Raw genomic sequence first — 17,876 nt, forward strand, 5'->3', positions numbered from 1 at the left:
CACATGAAAAGTTTACAGAATTTATCCATCATCAATTCTGTCATGCAATCGTTTTAGCTATGACTGGTCATACCTCAAAGGAGAGGGATAAATTATGCAAATTACTATCCGTGGGCATCATTTAACAATTACTCCAGCCATTGAAGAAAATATTCGAATTAAACTTGCACAAATGACGATGCATATCGATCAAGTCAATAGTATGCAAGTGAAGTTAAGCAAGGATCATCAGGTCGACAAGCGTTCAAAAAAAGGCAGTGAGAATCATATCGCAGAGGCAATTATACGGTTGCCTGGCATTGAACTTTTCGCCCAAGCCTCGGCTGATGACATGTATACTTCAATTAAGAGAATGATTGAGAAAATTAAAAGACAGCTTCATCGTCATCGTGAAATGCAGCTGAATGCTGTTTTGATTCAACCTTAATTTATATCTGGTTTTTAGCAGAAAAAGAGGTTTTAAAAACCTCTTTTTTATTATCAATAAATTTGTACTAAGTAATGTATTGTTGCGGTGAGTTGAGTAAAATAGACAGTTTTACATCGTCGCTTCGATGAGAGGTCTTTGCAATGAATAGTGAACAACTCACTGAAATTTTAAAAACAGCTTTCCCAGAAGCTGAAGTGACTGTGAGTGGGCAAGCAGGAAAATTTGAACTCCGTATTATCGACGATCAATTCGAAGAAAAAAGAACGGTCGCTCGTCAACAAGCAGTATATGCACCACTCAATTCTTATATTGCAAGTGGGGAAGTTCATGCAGTGACTATTCGTGCAATGACAAAAGAAGAATGGCGTAAAGCTAGTCTATTTGGAGCTTAGGCGTACATGGATAAATTTTTAATTACAGGTGGAGCCGTGCTTCAGGGTGAAGTGCGAATTTCTGGGGCAAAAAATGCAGCTTTACCGTTGCTTGCAGCCATGATCTTAGCAGACTCACCAATTACCTTACGCAATGTTCCTAAACTTAAAGATGTGAATACATTGGTAAAACTCATCGCAGGCTTAGGGGTGAGTATGCAGTATGAGGGTGATACCGTTATTGCAGATACATCCACTTTGGATAATCAGTTCGCACCTTATGAATTGGTCAGAACCATGCGTGCGTCTATCTTAGTGCTTGGGCCATTATTGGCACGTTATGGAAGTGCACAAGTGTCTTTGCCAGGCGGTTGTGCAATTGGCTCGCGTCCAGTGGATCAACATTTAAAAGCGCTTGAAGCTTTAGGTGCACAAATTGAAGTGGAAGCCGGCTATGTACATGCCAAAGTCGATGGTCGCTTAAAAGGTGGCGAAGTCGTTTTTGATATGGTGACAGTGGGCGGTACAGAAAATATTCTGATGGCTGCGGTACTTGCAGAGGGTGTAACCACCATTCGCAATGCTGCACGCGAACCTGAAATTACCGATCTTGCACTCATGTTGATTAAAATGGGCGCAAAAATTGAAGGCCTAGATACCGATACATTGGTGGTCACTGGGGTGGAAAGTTTGCATGGCTGTGAATATGCTGTCGTTGCAGATCGTATCGAAACAGGTTCTTACTTGGCTGCTGCTGCGATTACTGGTGGTCGAATTAAAACCACGCATACTGATCCAAACTTGCTTGAAGCTGTACTCGATAAATTCGAGGAAATGGGCGCGGAAGTGACCCGTGGTGATGATTGGATTGAACTGGATATGACAGGTAAACGCCCGAAAGCTGTGAGTTTTCAGACCCTGCCACATCCTGAGTTTCCAACTGATATGCAAGCACAATTGATGGCAGTCAATGTGATTGGTCGTGGTTTTGCAACGATTTCAGAAACGATTTTTGAAAATCGTTTTATGCATGTTCCTGAATTGTCACGTATGGGGGCAAATATTCAGGTTGAAGGCAATGATGCTGTGGTCACTGGTGTTGAGAAGCTATCTGCCGCACCCGTGATGGCAACAGATTTACGTGCTTCATTTTCTTTGGTTTTAGCCGCATTGGCAGCTGAGGGCGAAACATTGATTGACCGGATTTATCATATTGATCGCGGTTATGAAAATATTGAAGCAAAATTACAAAGTTTAGGGGCGCAAATTAAGCGAGTAAGTTCATGAGTGACATTAGAAACGATGATCCAAATTTCGATGTAATGGGAAATTTTGATCATGGTTTAACTTTGGCATTGAGTAAGGGGCGTATTTTAAAAGAGACCTTACCTTTGCTTGAAACGGCAGGCATTAATTTACTGGAAGATCCAGATAAATCACGCAAATTGATTTTCCCAACGACGCATAAACAAGTTCGCATTTTAATTTTGCGTGCTTCAGACGTGCCAACGTATGTGGAAAATGGTGCTGCAGATTTAGGTGTGGCAGGTAAAGATGTATTAATGGAACATGGCGCTCAAAATGTCTATGAACCTTTAGATCTTAAAATCGCCAACTGTAAATTAATGACAGCAGGTAAGGTTGGCATGCAGCGCCCTAAAGGTCGTTTAAAAATTGCTACCAAGTATGTCAATCTGACGCGTCAATATTATGCCAGCCTCGGTGAACAAGTTGATGTGATTAAACTCTATGGTTCTATGGAGTTGGCCCCATTGGTGGGTCTTGGTGATTATATTGTTGACGTTGTAGATACTGGGAATACATTACGTGCCAATGGTTTAGAGCCATTGGAAGAAATTTGTACCGTATCTTCACGCTTAATTGTGAATAAAGCCAGTTTTAAACGTAAACAAGCATTGCTCAATCCAATTTTGGCACAGCTTGAAACCGCAGTAGAACAACGTCAACAAGGCTAATATCTTTTTTGATAGTGGTACTTGTATTGCGCTTGGCTGATGCCGTTTAGTTTAATCTAAACCGGCATCGGCTGAGTGGCATTACCACCATTGAGCATTCAGTAAACTTCGACTTCTTTTCTTAAAATAAACAGTTAGACCTCTAACACTCTATTGAACTGCGATTAAAGCTGTTGCTTAAAAAATAATAAAGATTGCGAGAACTCTCATCTTTTAAGTTCATCAAATAATTTTCAAAGCTTTTGAATCTGTTTAAGATTACAGCAAAATTATGCGCGTAATCTTGCTTCAATCATGCCCACTTTGGCCAAGAAACAAGGTAAACTAAGCCTTTCCTTTCTATCTAGTGGGTAAATTGATGCGACGTTTATCGACTCAAGATCAAAACTTTAAACAAGTCTTTGCCGATTTGTTGGCTTTTGAAACCGTGAGTGATCCTGAACTTATAAAAACCGTTGACCAAATCATTGCTGATGTTCGTCAGCATGGTGATGCTCATGTGCTTAAACTCACACAACAGTTCGATCGACATCCCGCGCATCATTTCTCAGACTTAGAGTTGTCACAAGCACAATTAAAAGCTGCCTTTGATGGCCTAAATACGGAAGTACGCGCAGCACTCGAACTCGCTGCAACTCGTATTCGTGAGTTTCATCAAAGACAAAAACAAGATGGCTGGACTTATGTCGATGCGCTCGGCAATACCTTGGGTCAGAAAGTAACCCCACTAGACCGCGTAGGAATCTATGTGCCAGGCGGTTTAGCATCATACCCATCTTCGGTGTTAATGAATGCAATTCCTGCGCATGTGGCGGGTGTGACTGAAATTATTATGGTGGTACCTGCACCGAATGGTGAGTTAAATCCGTTGGTGCTTGCAGCCGCACATTTGGCTGGTGTACATCGTGTCTTTACCATTGGTGGTGCACAAGCCGTTGCTGCATTGGCTTATGGAACCGCAACCATTCCAGCCGTTGATAAAATTACAGGGCCGGGCAACCGTTTTGTGGCTGCGGCTAAACGCGCAGTCTTTGGACAAGTCGGCATTGATATGATTGCTGGGCCATCAGAAATTTTGGTTTACGCTGAAGGGGAGAATAACCCTGAATGGTTGGCGATGGATGTATTGTCACAAGCAGAACACGATACTGTGGCACAGGCAATTTTTATTAGCCCAGATGAGCAATTGCTCAATGCTGTTGCTGCAGCAATTGAAGCACATTTGCAAGCCTTACCGAAAGCGGAAATTGCGAGAACCTCAATAGCCAATCGTGGTGCTTTGGTTTTAGTGAAAGATCGTCAGGAAGCAATTGATTTAATTAATCAAGTTGCACCAGAACATCTGGAACTTTGCCTCGATGATGCTGCCGAGATGTCAGCAGATATCCGTCATGCTGGTGCGATTTTCATGGGGCGTTATACCCCTGAAGCGATTGGTGATTATTGTGCAGGACCAAATCACGTCTTGCCGACCTCGGGTACTGCGCGTTTTTCTTCACCCTTGGGTGTCTATGATTTTCAGAAGCGTTCGAGTTTGATTATGTGTTCTGAGCAAGGCGTCAAAACATTGGCAAAAACAGCTGATATTTTAGCGCAACAAGAAGACTTAGATGCACATGCAAGATCAGCACGTTATCGTTATCAGTAATTTAACCACAGGTTTATCAGCGCTGCCTCTCCTAAAAGAAGTGATTTAATACCTCTCCCAACCCTCTCCTAAAAGGAGAGGGCTAAAAGCGGCACAAGCTGCTTAAAAGGAGAGGGCTAAGCATACAAGCTGCTTAAATTGAGAGGGCTAGGCACATAAATGAATAATTTCTCATCAGCTACTCCTGATTAGGAGCGGGCTTAGGGAATGAGCATAAAGAGTAAAAGTTATGTCTACAGTCAGTACTGAACAAATGCGTTTTTGGAGTCCTTCGGTACGTGCCTTAGAGCCGTATGTGCCGGGTGAACAACCGAAAATTCAAAATCTTTTAAAACTCAATACCAATGAAAATCCGTATCCACCTTCTGAAAAAGTGGTGCAGGCGGTACAGTCAGTCCTTGCGAATGCTGCGGATGTATTGCGTTTATACCCAGATCCGGATGCCAGTGAATTAAAGCAAGCTATTGCCAATCAACTGCATGTGGATACCCAACAAGTATTTGTGGGCAATGGCTCGGATGAAGTTCTGGCGCATATTTTTAAAGCATTTTTTGTGCAAGATTTGCCTGTGTTGCATCCAGATATTAGTTATAGTTTTTATCCGGTATACAGCCAGTTCTTTGAAATTGAAACGCGCAAAATTCCGCTCAATGCACAGTTTGAAATTGATGTTGCAGACTATCAACAGCCGAATGGTGGGATTATCATTGCCAATCCGAATGCGCCAACCAGTATTGCGTTGGGCTTAAGTGCAATAGAGAAAATGCTTCAAGCCAATCCAAATCGTGTTGTGGTGATTGATGAGGCCTATGTCGATTTTGGCGCTGAATCAGCAGTCAGCTTGGTTGCGCGTTATGACAATCTGGTGGTGTGTCAAACCACATCGAAGTCACGTTCGTTGGCTGGGTTGCGCGTTGGTTTTGCAATTGCACAACCACATTTGATTGCGGCACTTGAAGCCGTCAAAAATAGCTTTAACTCTTACCCAATTGATCGTTTCGCGATTGCTGCTGCTGTTGCATCATTTGAAGATCAGGCTTATTTTGAAGCGCAATGCCAAAAAGTGATTGCCTGTCGTGAGCAACTTGCAACAGGACTTGAAGCGTTAGGCTTTCGAGTTTTACCGTCAAAAGCCAATTTCTTATTTGCCAGCTTAGCAAGTCATGATGCTGGTGAGCTGGCACAGGCCTTGCGTGGCCATGGGATTTTGGTGCGCTATTTTAATATGCCACGCATCAATCAATTCTTAAGAATTACTGTCGGTACCGAAGCGCAAAATCAGCGCCTCTTGGACACCTTGAAAGCGCTTTTAGCTTAGTTTTAATAGGTTACTGCCTTTAAGGTTTAGGGTTCTGCCATGTATTGAGCAAATTCAACATGGCAGAGACTTTATCAAAACATTCCTGATATTCCGCATCACAATCCGAAGCAATGGTAATTCCACCACCAGCCCAGAGGCTGACTTGATCTTGGTATTTTTGAATACTACGAATCAGGATATTCCAGCTGCCAGTACCATCAAAATTAAAATAGCCGACTGTGCCACAATAGGCACCACGCGGGGCAACTTCAAGTTCTTCAATAATTTGCATGGCACGGATTTTGGGCGCACCGGTAATTGAGCCACCAGGTAATGCTGACATGAGCAAATCAAAGGGGTTCACATTCGCTTTAAGCGTGGCACGAACCTCACTCACCATATGATGAACTTGGTTAAAGGACTCAATTTGAAATAGTTTAGGGGTTTTGACTGAACCGACTTCGGCATAAACACTGAGGTCATTACGCAGTAAATCGACAATCATGACATTTTCGGCTTGGTCTTTTTTTGAGTCGATCAATTGCTGTTTAGATTGTGCATCTAAAATAGGGTCGGCATACCGTGGCATCGTACCTTTAATTGGTTTGGTGATCAGTGTGCGATTTGGACCAAATTCAATGAACAATTCTGGTGAACAGCTCAGTAGCTCAAATTGTTCAATATTTAAGTAGGCCGCATAGGGTGCATCGGTCAGTTGCCACAGTTGCTCTGCGGTTTCAAGTAAATCCCCCACTGCAGTTGCTGCAAACTTTTGCGTGAGATTAATCTGATAACAGTCACCCGCGCGAATATAGGCGTGTACGCGTTGAAAAGCAGATTGATATTGAGACTTTGACCAAAGTGCTTGGCAAGGCGTGGTTAAGCGGAAACTTGGTTGGTGTGGCTCTGCGGTTAAACGAGATTGGATCAAATCATAAATCTGTTCTGCATCGGCTTCATCACTATAAAAAACCCATTGCTGCTGTTCACGTTTGATATAGCTACGATAACAACCGATATAAAACTGCGGTTGAGCTAAGTTTTTAACGTGAATATTTTGATTTGCCGCATAATTGTAGTCAATAAAACCGATATAACCGCCGTGAAAGCCTGCTACATCACGTTGTGTAGCGGCATGACTGAACTGAAAGTTCTGGCTTAAATCTGTCGTCGTATTGGTATGTTGCTCGTACTGTAAGTCGGTTCGGATATAGGTTTTTATTGTTTGTTCATCCGATTGCCAATACTGGGTGGGCAGGCAAGCAATGACTGGGGAATGGTGATTTTCTAAGTAAACACATCCGAAAAATGACTTTAACGTTTTGAGCAACTCGGCAACATGATCAGTTGAAGTCGTGAATACTTTTTTGAAAATTAAAGGATTTAACATTACAGCGAACAAATAGGGATTTTGTTGATTTTACTATAGATTGCCATTGGGCTACAGGCTAAATCGGCTTTGTCGCTTAAGCTGATCTTTTGCTAGGCAATCGATCAGCTTGAATGGATTTTTTGCTTGATATTTAGCCTGTGTGGTCGAGTCGCGAACCTAAGGTTTCTAAATGCAGTGGATAGTCTTGCTGTTTTTTATCTGCAAAATAATGTCTGAGTGTGCGCTCGACGCTTGGAAAGGCCAGTTGCTCCCACGGAATTTCATGTTCTGCAAATAATTTTGATTCAATGGTTTCCTCACCAGCTCCAAATTTCCCATCAATGAGCTGTGCCTTAAAGAGCACATAAATTTGGCCAATGCGTGGAATATTGTACATGCAGTACAGATGTTCGATATCAACTTCTGCTTCTGCTTCTTCACGTGTTTCACGTGCAGAACCTTGCTCCATGGTTTCAAATAATTCCATGTAGCCCGCGGGCAGGGTCCATAGACCGTAACGTGGTTCAATTGCGCGACGACACAATAAAACTTTGTCTTGCCAAATCGCCAACGCACCACAGATGACTTTGGGATTGACGTAATGAATTGTGTCGCAGTTGACACAGACTTGACGAATTTGGTGGTCACCCAATGGAACTTTATCTTGTGTTAAATGCCCACATGCAGTACAGAAACTCATAAGCTTCAAGGAAAATTAGCGATGACTCAGCATAACTGAATTTTTTAAGTTAAGCATCATTTCTAGCTTTATCTGTGACATTTACGATATGATGAAATCAACAACAATTAGAGAACGAACTGAAATAATATGCCGGATCAAATGCTAACGCAGTTACTCGAGCAACGCTTACGTTTTGCCAAACGTACTCAGCCTGCTCATGCTGCAGTATTAATCGCGATTACCGAGGAAGATGATCCTAAGGTGTTGTTAACGCGTCGATCTTTATATTTAAACAGTCATGCAGGTGAGGTCTCATTTCCAGGCGGAAAACGAGATCCAAGCGATCTAAGCAATATTGGTGTCGCATTACGTGAAGCTTGGGAAGAAACTGCATTAAGCCCTTTTGACGTTAAGTTACTGGGTGACTTGCCGATGCAAAAGGCCAAAAATGGTATTACGGTTAAACCGGTGGTTGGGTTGATTCCTCCTCAGGTTGAATTGTTGGCACAACCCAGTGAAATTGATCGAATATTTTTTGCTTCATTAAGAGATTTAATCTCCACACAACCCACACCACATGAAGTCCGCTTGGCCAGACAATCGGTTTACTTTCCTAGTTTGCATATTGATAACGAAGTGATTTGGGGCTTAACCGCCCGTATTTTAATTTCACTGTTTCAATATGGGTTAAATGTCGATAAACATTGGCCATTTTTGCTTAACTCTCCAGCCTTTAAAGCACAATATTTAGATCGCTTTCGGCAGAAATAAAGCGCAACTTCTATTCTGCCAAATGCCATCAAGCTATTTTAGAAAAGATAATTAGGACGTTATTTTATGATGTACAAATTTAAGGGTCATGCACCAACAGTACGTACCCAGCCTTGGGATGGTTGGATTGCCGATAATGCGACTGTGATTGGTCAAGTTGAATTGGGACAAAAAGTTAGTATTTGGTTTGGTGCAGTGGTTCGTGCGGATAATAGTCCGATTCGCATTGGAAACTTTAGTAATGTGCAAGAAAATGCTGTTTTGCATACCGATGCAGGGATTGATTTAAATATCGGTGACTATGTCACGATTGGTCATCAAGCCACCTTACATGGTTGCAGTATTGGCGATAATAGTTTGATCGGGATTAACGCAGTTATCTTAAACAATGCAGTAATTGGTAAGAACTGTATTATTGGTGCCAATGCTTTGGTTCCTGAAGGAAAAGTTATTCCAGACAACGCCTTAGTCGTTGGCTCACCCGCCAAAGTGATCCGTCTGCTAGATGCAGATGCCGAATTAAAGCTTAAAATGAGTGCCTTGCATTATGCTGAGCATTTTCAAAATTTTACCGATTTAGAAGTGCATCAGTTTTAGGCATAGGCCGAAAAAATCACATACTTTTAAAATGTAAAATTCAGTGGATGGGCGGGTTCCAGACATTGATTTGAGCACGGCATTCAATTGAAAAAATAACGATAAATTGTAGATAAGCGCTGAGGACAGAAAAGGTCTCAGCATCTTTGTATGCTGACTGATATTTTCATCGCGATATCGAGATGAGTGGAGTAGAATGAAGCCATTTTTAGCTACGATGAGTTGTGCATGAAATTGCTGGCATTGGAAACTGCCAATGAGCAGTGCTCGGTTTCAATTGTTGATCCAACAACGACACTATTTTTTCAACAAGATGATCGTGCAAAAGCACAAACGCAGACGATTTTACCCATGATTGAACAAGGGCTTGCGCAGACAAAATTAGAATTGTCTGGGCTTACGGCAATCGCCTTTAGTTGTGGGCCTGGTTCATTTAGTGGGGTACGGATCAATGCAGCTGTAACACAGGCATTGGCTTGGGCCAATGATCTTCCGGTGATTCCTGTTTCGACCTTACAAGCATTGGCACAAGCGGCATTTAGAGAATTGCAGTTGACCGAAGTCACAGCGGTACTCGATGCGCGCATGAAAGAAGTGTATATGGCGAGCTACCAATTGGATGCACAGCAAATTATGCAACCGGTTGATCAAGAAAAAATGCTCAATTATCAAGATGCTGCTGAATATCTAAAATATAGTTTGGTTGGTTCTGGGGCTGCGCTGATTCAGCCAGAGCTCGAACAGTCAAAAAAAATCAATGCCAATGCGCTCGACATTGCAAAGATTGCAGGATTCCTTGCGCAGCAGAAACAGTGGGTTGATGCCGAACATGCATTACCGGTGTATTTACGCGATAACGCTTGGAAAAAACTTTCAGAACAAGGTAAAGCTGCAAATTAGGAAGACACATGGATCTTATACTGTTTCTTAAAGCCGCAATCATGGGGATTGTCGAAGGCGTTACAGAATTTTTACCTATTTCAAGTACTGGTCATTTAATTCTAGCTTCAGAACTCATGAACTTCTGGACCAAAGAAAAAAGTGATGTATTTGTCATCGCGATTCAAGTTGGTGCGATTGCCGCAGTGATATATGAGTATTGGGGCAAGCTCTGGGGAGCTGCAACTGGACTTGTAACCGGTGAGAAAAAAGGCCGTCACTTGGGGATCAGTTTGATCTTGGCATCGATCCCAATCATGATTGTGGGACTGACCTATGGGCAAAAAGTCAAAGAACTATTGTTCAATGATATCTCGGTCGCATTAGGTTTGATTGTTGGTGGACTAATTATTTGGTGGGTTGAAAAGCATCCGCCTAAGATTAATGCGGTTGAAGTCGAGCAGATTTCGATAAAAGAAGCGTTCTATATTGGCTTGATTCAAGTGCTTGCACTGATTCCGGGCATGTCTCGTTCAGGTGCAACCATTATTGGTGCAATGACTTTGGGTGTATCGCGTAAAGCAGCAACGGAGTTTTCCTTCTTTCTTGGGATTCCAGTTATTGTTGGCGCAGGCGTACTCGACCTCTATCAAAGCTATCATGTTTTTGATACGCGATTGGATTGGTGGGTACTCGGCTTTGGTACGTTGGTTTCTTTTATTTCGGCTTTAATTCTGATTCGTGTATTGGTCGCTTATGTTGCGAAACGTGACTTCATGATCTTTGCGTGGTATCGCATTGCTTCAGGTCTGATTATTCTCTTATTTGTGCTGACAGGTTGGAAATTATGGTAAGCGAAATTCGCTTATTTACTGGAGCAGCTGATCACGATAAAGCACTGTCTTATCAGGCGGTGCTTGGTCAACGCGGTGTTGATGTTACGCTGGTCGAAATTGAACAGTTAAATGCTCGTTTTTTACGCTTAAACCCAGAACTGGCTTTATGTGTGGATGAGCAGGGGCTTTGGTTATCTGCGGATGGCATGAAGATGCGTCCTGATTGGCAAGCTGAAATCCCACGGTTAAAACGGGCTAGTCTTAAGTCAGAGATGTTAGCACGTGCTTGTCATTTAACAGAAAAACCAAGCTTAATTGATGCAACGGCTGGCTTGGGGCATGATGGCCTACTCATGGCACATCTCGGTGCTCATGTCACGCTAGTTGAACGTCATCCTATTTTGTTTAGTTTGCTAGAAGACGCGAAAGCACAGGTCCAGAGTGATCTGAATTTGGCTGAAACGGTTGCACGAATTGAATTGGTCTATGCTGATGCAGCAGATTATCTAAAGCAACGGCATGAAGCGCAAGCATGGACAGATGTGGTCTATTTGGATCCAATGTTTCCACAACGAGATCAACACAGTGCTAAAAAACAAGCGCAAGTTAAAAAGCAAATGCAGTTATTACATCGCTTGCTGCCAGAACATGGCGAAATGGATTTAGGTGATGGTTTACTGCCACTTGCACGAAATATTGCAAAGCGTGTGGTGGTAAAACGCCCACGGTTGGCGGTATTTTTAGCGGAACAACAACCAGATCATCAATGGTCTGGCGATGCTTGTCGCTTTGATGCTTATTTTAAAGTGCTGGAATGATTCAAATTGTTAAATGAACCATGCTTTAATAGAAAAGTGATATATAGTGAAAAAGGTATCGTTAAATTTTATTATTAGACGCTAACGATGTTGATTTAAGCCACGAGCCTTAACTGAAATTTTATGATAGACCTTAAACCCTCAATTAATTTTTGGCATGATTTAAAAAGTAACCTCCGTGCAGCATTGTGGTTATTTTTGGGGTCTCGAAAATCATTACAAATCGTTCGACCTTCAATTACCCAACTTATTTTTTGGGGGATATTAGGTGGTGGTGCGAATACCTTATTTAGTTGGTTATCAACAGGGACCAATGGAATATTTAATCAGCAAGGCTTGGTGAGTTATGCACTTTGGCCATTTCTTGCGTTGATTGTTGGGATTTTCCTTTCACAGCGAACCGAAAATGCGCGGATTATGTTGGTCCCAGCATTATTATGGTTGGTCTTAGATACCAATATCGCAATTTTACAGTCGATTATCCAATATCTATTGATGTTGGATTGGCTGCCTTTTTTTGTATATGACTATTTGCCCATTATTTTTATGGTGCTTTTTGTTTGGCAAAGTCTCGCAGTGGTGGTGGTTTTTGCACGTGAATTAAAATGGCCGTGGTGGGAAAGAGCGCTTATTATACTCGCGACTTTATTTACTTTAGTGGTTTGGCAAACCAGTGCGCGTGATCAACCGATTTGGAAAATGATTGAAACAGAGCCGAGTTTATCTGAACAAGCCTTTTATGCACAAAGCCAACTGCTGACAAAAGCCTTAGAACAAATTCAGTTTGGTGAGCTTGCACAGACCCAATGGTATTTTGTCGGTTTAGCCGGTGCGGGTTATCAAGATGTATTTAAACTCGAAATTGAACGGATTAAAGAACAGTTCGACACGCGTTTTGCCACATTCGGACATTCTATTGGACTGATTAATAATCCTGAGACCTTAACCACGGTCCCCATTGCCTCTAAAACCAGTTTGCAAATGGCATTGTCACGTGTTGGGCAGCAGATGAATCGTGAAAGTGATGTACTGTTTCTCTATATGACCTCACATGGTTTGGCCAATGAATTTGAACTCAGCAATGATCCGATTGACCTCGATAATATTGATCCGAAATGGTTGCGTGAAGCCTTGGATAAATCGGGTGCACGTTGGAAAGTCATTGTAATTTCAGCTTGTTACTCAGGTAGTTTTGTCCCCGCTTTACAATCACCGGATACTTTGATTATTACTGCATCTTCTGCAGACCGTGCATCCTTTGGTTGTTCGAGTGAAGCTGATTACACTTATTTTGGGCGTGCTTTTTTTGATCAGGCAATGCGTGAGCAAAGCACTTTAAAAGCGTCGTTTCAACAAGCGGCCAGCACCGTAGCACAATGGGAAAGTGCACAAGGTTTTGAGCCATCAGAACCACAGTGGGTGATTGGTAAAAATATGGAGTTAATGTTGCCACAACTTGAACAACATTTATTTCCAAAGAACCAACCCGTGCAGGAAACAATGAATAAAACCCTTTAATCATGATGTTATTGTATAAGAAATCATGGGGTGGCTGAAAAGCTTGCTGCTTTATACTGGCGCACTGATTTAACGTATAATGTGCAAAGCTTTATTGCCAAATAAGGCGAAATATAGCTTGATTAAGCCTCATTTTAAAATATCGATCTGCAGGTGCATTATCGTATTAAGCATCGGTACTTTATTTTAATGCCGATGTTGTAACATCATTTTAGAAATAAAAATAATAGCCACTGGGTGAAGTGCGTTATCATGGCACTTTGATCGAGTTTTGGTTTCGATCAATTTTTTCATATCGTTAGCTTTAGTGCGCTAAAACTTTTTTAGTGCCAAATAGATAATAAGAGTTAATAATGCAAGAACATGATGCAATGCCTAATCTTCCTAATGATTTAACCCAGCCACCCGCATTACCACCACAAGCTCAGCCGAATGCTGATCAGCCTGCATATTTTGGGGAAGTCTATCGCTTTCAATTTCATGGCAAAGCGGCAGAATATTTTGGCATATGGTTTGTTAATATTTTATTAACCATTGTGACTTTAAGCTTTTATTCGCCGTGGGCTAAAGTGAGGCGCTTGCGTTACTTTTATCAGCACAGTGAATTTTTTCAGCGTAGTTTTGATTTTACTGGACTCCCCAGCAAGATTTTAATTGGTCGGTTGATTGCGATAGGGATTTGGGTTGCTTTTGCGATTGCTGCACAATTAGAAATGCGTGTTGCAGCATTTGGGACGTTGGCTATTTATTTGGCTCTGCCATGGTTATTACGTGCCACAATTCGCTTTACCGCACGTAACAGTAAATATAGCAACAGTCGCTTTTATTTTGAAGGCAGTACCAAGCAGGCGTATCTCCAATTTCTACTCGGATTATTAATCACCGTCGCCACGCTGGGTTTATTTGCACCGGTCATGATTTGGCTATATAAACGTTATATTTTTGATCACCTCTATATTGGGCAGATTCGCTTTAAACTCAAAAGCGACTGGTCGGATTATATGGCGGCAGTTTATCTACCCATTGTTATTTTCATTGGCGTCGTTGTGGTTGTGACAATCATAACCTACGCTTTCTTTCTCTCCAGTACTGAATTTTTGCCGAGTACGATTATGAGTATCGTCGTTGGGCTATATATTTTGGTGATCTTTTTTATTGCACCATTGATTCAAGCACGTATTTTTATTACGACGTGGAACAATATGCAACTGGGCAATAGCCAATTTAAAACGGATTGTAATCAATGGCGTTTTGCTTGGATTGTGGTATCAAATTGGCTGGTTAAAATTATTAGTCTAGGTTTGATGAGCCCGTGGGCTGCGATTCGGATTTATAAATATCAGGTTGAATCTTTGTCGTTACTGCTGAATGATGATCTTGATCAAATGATGAATCAGCTGCAATCTGATCCAAGTGCGATTGGTGAGGAAATCAGTGATATCTTTGATTTGGATATTTCACTTTAATTGTGTGAGCAGATCGGCCCAATTTCGTCGTGGCATTCAATTTCAATTGCTTGGTTAAGGCAGGATAAAACTCAAGATGCAATCGATCACCGTGACCTTTTATGATGGTGTGGTTTCCAAGCCACACCAAGCCCGACTGATGGCGGTCGATTCATCGCATATTATGCTGCAATATCAAGATGCTGGGCAGAAAAAAAGCCAACGCTTTGCTCATGATCAGATGACATTTATTGGCGCTTTAGGTGGGAAGTTTCCCGTTATAGAGCTGAAAAATGATGCACGTATAGAACTGTTGCAACATGACATTCCAGATTGGTTGCAGTTAAAGCATCAGAAGTTTCAACAAAAAATATGGCAATTGGAACGCACACCACTGTTGATTTTGTTTAGTGTTATTGTGGTTATGGCTGTGGCAGCTTCCGTGCTGAAGTGGGGTATTCCGCTTGCATCCAATGTAATCGCCTATCAACTTCCTGAAAACAGCTTAAATCAATTGGGTGATCAAGCTGAAAGCTATGTGCTGAAATTGACTAAGCCCTCAGAACTTCCTGAAAATCAGCAACAACAGATTCGTCGTCAATATATTCAGCAGATTGCGCAAGGGCAACCCGCTAAATTGGTATTTCGTGAAGGGGGGGAGTTAGGGGCAAATGCTTTGGCACTACCGAATCACACGATTATTGTGACGGATGAATTGGTTGAACTTGCACATAGTGATCAAGAGATTCTAGGGGTGTTGGCGCATGAACAAGGCCATTTAATCAAACGGCATAGCTTGCAACAAGCCATTTCGAGCTTAGGATTTAGCGTGCTATATATTGCGATTACTGGTGACAGTTCGGATTTATTTACCACGTTGCCAGTGGCTTTGGCAGGTGCTAGCTATTCACGTCAGTTTGAAAAAGAAGCAGATCACTATGCACTTGAATTGATGCAACGTCAAAAGATTGAAGTCACGCATTTTGCTAATTTTCTTGAACGTTTAAGTGAGGAAACCCAGGAAGAGGCACCGAGCAAGTTCGAATTGCTACGCGCCTTATCGAGTCACCCTGCGACTGCAGAGCGAATTCAAATGGTTCATGATTTCGAAGCAGCTCAGCAGTCCAAGGATCATGTGAAAAAGCAACCATAAACGAAGCTTATGATTCAACTGAGGGCTGATTAAGGCTGATGTTGCCATTCAACTTCAAATTGCTGCTGTGCCATACGATCCAAATGGTCAATGATGACTTTTTCTAAAACAGCATAATCTTCACGTTGTGTTTCAAGTTTTACATCAAGCTGTTCGGCCTGTGGAATCAGTGCCAAAGCTGCATCTGGCATGATGATGTGTAAGCTATCGGCTTGTTCTTGGACTTCAAATTTATGTTTCCAATGATTAAACAGTCGTTTCGCAATGCGTTGTGCTTCGAGTGTTGGAATTTGTGTGGTACAGATCATATAAACTTCTCTGAAATTTAGAATTTCTTTAATATAACAAAGCTTTAGTTAAATGGTGTCATTGAAGTGCAACACTGTATTTCTGTTTTCTTCTCTTTGGGCAGTGGTTTTGGCAAGAAATCAACCTTGCGGCAATAACGCTATTGTTTTGATCTTTAAAATCACGCGGTTAAAGCATAGGGTTTATGCGCCATTTGCGCAGTAATTTGTTATAATCTAGCCCTCCGTAAATCAGCCGCTAGGTCGCTTATGTCATCGCCATTTCTTATTGCACCCTCTATTTTATCTGCAGATTTTGCCCGTCTAGGTGAAGATGTCGATAACGTACTTGCAGCAGGCGCAGATGTTGTCCATTTTGATGTGATGGATAATCACTATGTACCTAACTTAACCTTTGGCGCTGGTATTTGTACGGCACTCAAAAAATATGGCATTCAAGCACCGATTGATGTGCATTTAATGGTGACACCAGTTGATCGCTTGATTGGTGATTTCCTTGATGCAGGCGCAGATATTATTACCTTTCATCCTGAAGCGAGCCACCATATTGATCGCTCTTTGCAATTGATCAAAGCGGGCGGTGCTAAAGCAGGTTTGGTTTTTAATCCAGCAACATCTTTGCATCATCTTGAATATGTGCTTGATAAAGTTGATCAAATTTTGATTATGAGTGTCAACCCTGGTTTTGGCGGTCAGAAATTTATTCCTGGTACTTTAGATAAATTACGCCAAGCTCGAAAAATGATTGAGGCATCAGGTCGGGATATTCGCTTGGAAGTTGATGGTGGTGTTGGCCCTGCAAATATTCGTGAAATTGCTGAAGCAGGTGCGGATATGTTTGTTGCAGGTTCGGCTATTTTTAGCCAACCAGATTATAAAGCTGTGATCGATCAAATGCGTGCAGAGCTTGCGAAGGTTGGCACTGCTGCAGTTTGAGATTGTGATGAAGTGCGATCAAGCGAGACTTTATTGCACAAGGGTTGTGGATAACTTTGCAGATAACTGTGTGGGTAACTGTGTTTATAACCATATGGATAAGCTGGGTATAGATAAATCGGATGATTAACAGGCATTTATAATCAGCATAGTGACTTATTAAAAGTGACGCCAATGGTGCCTACAAGCATCGTTGGAAATATAAGCACCTGCCAGATTTTAGCACCCACTTAATCAGTCACAGCAGTCATGCGATCCGCTACAAATGTAATGAATTGGCAGAGCATGGTTGTTAATTCCTCAAAACTTAACTATCATCGTAGAATAGTTTATTCATCAAACATTATTTGGTAGATGGTTTTGGTCACTCAATTTCTTAAGCAGACATGGTTTATCTGTCTAATGACTTTTGTCATTGGATGGAGCGGCATGTCTAATGCTTTGAGTTCGACCTCCCATATCGCCTCAGTCAGTACGGCTGCACAAGTACATGATCATCAGGCGGTTGCGAAAATGTCTGATCCGCATTGTGCGGAAATGGCACAGCTTGATGCCGTACAGGACTCGCTTGATCGTCAGGCGTCGAGTTGCCATTTGGTCGATGCCGCACCGGCGACCATGCAGCATTGTCCAGACTGTAGCATTTCTTTTTGCCAATCATTGTTTGTATGGCTCAGCCCTGAGTTAATCCCTCTGTCTTTGCTGCGTTCCGTTGAAACTTCGAATAATCAGCTGATTGCTTATCAAGCACAACATTTGGCTGGTTTTTGGCAAGAAATCTTACGTCCTCCTAGAGCTTAATCTTTATTTAAAAACATTTTATTTTTTAAATTCAA

General features: G+C 41.9%; 19 protein-coding genes. 16 read left to right on the forward strand and 3 right to left on the reverse strand.

The window, feature by feature from the left end; translation table 11 throughout:
* Positions 1-94 precede the first annotated feature (94 nt).
* The 6 genes from hpf to hisC all read left to right on the forward strand — a co-directional run bounded on the left by hpf (position 95) and on the right by hisC (position 5,743).
* Positions 95-427 carry a ribosome hibernation-promoting factor, HPF/YfiA family gene (gene hpf / locus FD716_RS03535; protein WP_139850981.1) on the forward strand — a complete coding sequence of 111 codons (333 nt, stop codon included), beginning with the start codon at positions 95-97 and terminating at the stop codon, positions 425-427.
* 143 nt (positions 428-570) lie between these two features.
* Positions 571-822: a BolA family iron metabolism protein IbaG gene (gene ibaG / locus FD716_RS03540; RefSeq protein WP_139850982.1), complete on the forward strand. Its 252-nt coding sequence runs from the start codon at positions 571-573 to the stop codon at positions 820-822.
* 6 nt (positions 823-828) lie between these two features.
* Positions 829-2,088, forward strand: a complete 1,260-nt coding sequence (murA, locus tag FD716_RS03545; protein WP_139850983.1) for a UDP-N-acetylglucosamine 1-carboxyvinyltransferase — start codon at positions 829-831, stop codon at positions 2,086-2,088.
* Positions 2,085-2,777, forward strand: coding sequence for an ATP phosphoribosyltransferase (hisG, locus tag FD716_RS03550; RefSeq protein ID WP_139850984.1), 693 nt, complete (start codon positions 2,085-2,087; stop codon positions 2,775-2,777). The genes murA and hisG overlap by 4 nt, the downstream gene beginning before the upstream one ends.
* Positions 2,778-3,123: 346 nt before the next feature.
* Positions 3,124-4,425 carry a histidinol dehydrogenase gene (hisD, locus tag FD716_RS03555; RefSeq protein WP_139850985.1) on the forward strand — a complete coding sequence of 434 codons (1,302 nt, stop codon included), beginning with the start codon at positions 3,124-3,126 and terminating at the stop codon, positions 4,423-4,425.
* A 229-nt stretch (positions 4,426-4,654) separates the two neighbouring features.
* On the forward strand, positions 4,655-5,743 hold the full coding sequence (gene hisC / locus FD716_RS03560; RefSeq protein WP_139850986.1) for a histidinol-phosphate transaminase: 1,089 nt from the start codon (positions 4,655-4,657) through the stop codon (positions 5,741-5,743).
* Positions 5,744-5,762: 19 nt separating this feature from the next.
* On the opposite strand, the gene pabB is transcribed toward hisC, so the two are convergent.
* Together pabB and FD716_RS03570 are read right to left on the reverse strand one after the other, a co-directional pair.
* Positions 5,763-7,115 carry an aminodeoxychorismate synthase component I gene (gene pabB / locus FD716_RS03565; RefSeq protein ID WP_139850987.1) on the reverse strand — a complete coding sequence of 451 codons (1,353 nt, stop codon included), beginning with the start codon at positions 7,113-7,115 and terminating at the stop codon, positions 5,763-5,765.
* A 133-nt stretch (positions 7,116-7,248) separates the two neighbouring features.
* On the reverse strand, positions 7,249-7,797 hold the full coding sequence (locus FD716_RS03570; protein WP_139850988.1) for an NUDIX hydrolase: 549 nt from the start codon (positions 7,795-7,797) through the stop codon (positions 7,249-7,251).
* 129 nt (positions 7,798-7,926) lie between these two features.
* On the opposite strand from FD716_RS03570, the gene FD716_RS03575 reads away from it, so the two are divergent.
* From FD716_RS03575 to FD716_RS03610, 8 genes are all read left to right on the forward strand, one after another.
* Complete coding sequence (locus tag FD716_RS03575) at positions 7,927-8,550, forward strand: NUDIX hydrolase (protein WP_139850989.1); 624 nt, start codon at positions 7,927-7,929, stop codon at positions 8,548-8,550.
* Between the two features lie 66 nt (positions 8,551-8,616).
* Positions 8,617-9,147, forward strand: a complete 531-nt coding sequence (locus FD716_RS03580) for a gamma carbonic anhydrase family protein (protein ID WP_139850990.1) — start codon at positions 8,617-8,619, stop codon at positions 9,145-9,147.
* A gap of 228 nt (positions 9,148-9,375) precedes the next feature.
* Positions 9,376-10,047, forward strand: coding sequence for a tRNA (adenosine(37)-N6)-threonylcarbamoyltransferase complex dimerization subunit type 1 TsaB (gene tsaB / locus FD716_RS03585; RefSeq protein ID WP_139850991.1), 672 nt, complete (start codon positions 9,376-9,378; stop codon positions 10,045-10,047).
* Positions 10,048-10,055: 8 nt separating this feature from the next.
* On the forward strand, positions 10,056-10,880 hold the full coding sequence (locus tag FD716_RS03590; RefSeq protein ID WP_139850992.1) for an undecaprenyl-diphosphate phosphatase: 825 nt from the start codon (positions 10,056-10,058) through the stop codon (positions 10,878-10,880).
* Positions 10,874-11,680: a class I SAM-dependent methyltransferase gene (locus FD716_RS03595; protein ID WP_139850993.1), complete on the forward strand. Its 807-nt coding sequence runs from the start codon at positions 10,874-10,876 to the stop codon at positions 11,678-11,680. The genes FD716_RS03590 and FD716_RS03595 overlap by 7 nt, the downstream gene beginning before the upstream one ends.
* Positions 11,681-11,803: 123 nt before the next feature.
* Positions 11,804-13,198 carry a C13 family peptidase gene (locus FD716_RS03600; protein ID WP_139850994.1) on the forward strand — a complete coding sequence of 465 codons (1,395 nt, stop codon included), beginning with the start codon at positions 11,804-11,806 and terminating at the stop codon, positions 13,196-13,198.
* Between the two features lie 353 nt (positions 13,199-13,551).
* Positions 13,552-14,664, forward strand: a complete 1,113-nt coding sequence (locus FD716_RS03605; RefSeq protein ID WP_139850995.1) for a YjgN family protein — start codon at positions 13,552-13,554, stop codon at positions 14,662-14,664.
* Between the two features lie 76 nt (positions 14,665-14,740).
* Complete coding sequence (locus tag FD716_RS03610; RefSeq protein WP_139850996.1) at positions 14,741-15,796, forward strand: M48 family metallopeptidase; 1,056 nt, start codon at positions 14,741-14,743, stop codon at positions 15,794-15,796.
* Between the two features lie 29 nt (positions 15,797-15,825).
* Here the strand turns inward: FD716_RS03610 and FD716_RS03615 are convergent, their stop codons facing one another.
* Positions 15,826-16,104: a DUF2218 domain-containing protein gene (locus FD716_RS03615; protein WP_139850997.1), complete on the reverse strand. Its 279-nt coding sequence runs from the start codon at positions 16,102-16,104 to the stop codon at positions 15,826-15,828.
* Positions 16,105-16,353: 249 nt separating this feature from the next.
* Here FD716_RS03615 and rpe point away from each other — a divergent pair, with 249 nt between their 5' ends.
* Positions 16,354-17,040, forward strand: a complete 687-nt coding sequence (rpe, locus tag FD716_RS03620; RefSeq protein ID WP_139850998.1) for a ribulose-phosphate 3-epimerase — start codon at positions 16,354-16,356, stop codon at positions 17,038-17,040.
* A gap of 429 nt (positions 17,041-17,469) precedes the next feature.
* Positions 17,470-17,841, forward strand: coding sequence for a hypothetical protein (locus tag FD716_RS03625; protein WP_139850999.1), 372 nt, complete (start codon positions 17,470-17,472; stop codon positions 17,839-17,841).
* Positions 17,842-17,876 lie beyond the last annotated feature (35 nt).

This window comes from Acinetobacter pullicarnis, assembly GCF_006352475.1.
GTDB lineage: Bacteria > Pseudomonadota > Gammaproteobacteria > Pseudomonadales > Moraxellaceae > Acinetobacter > Acinetobacter pullicarnis.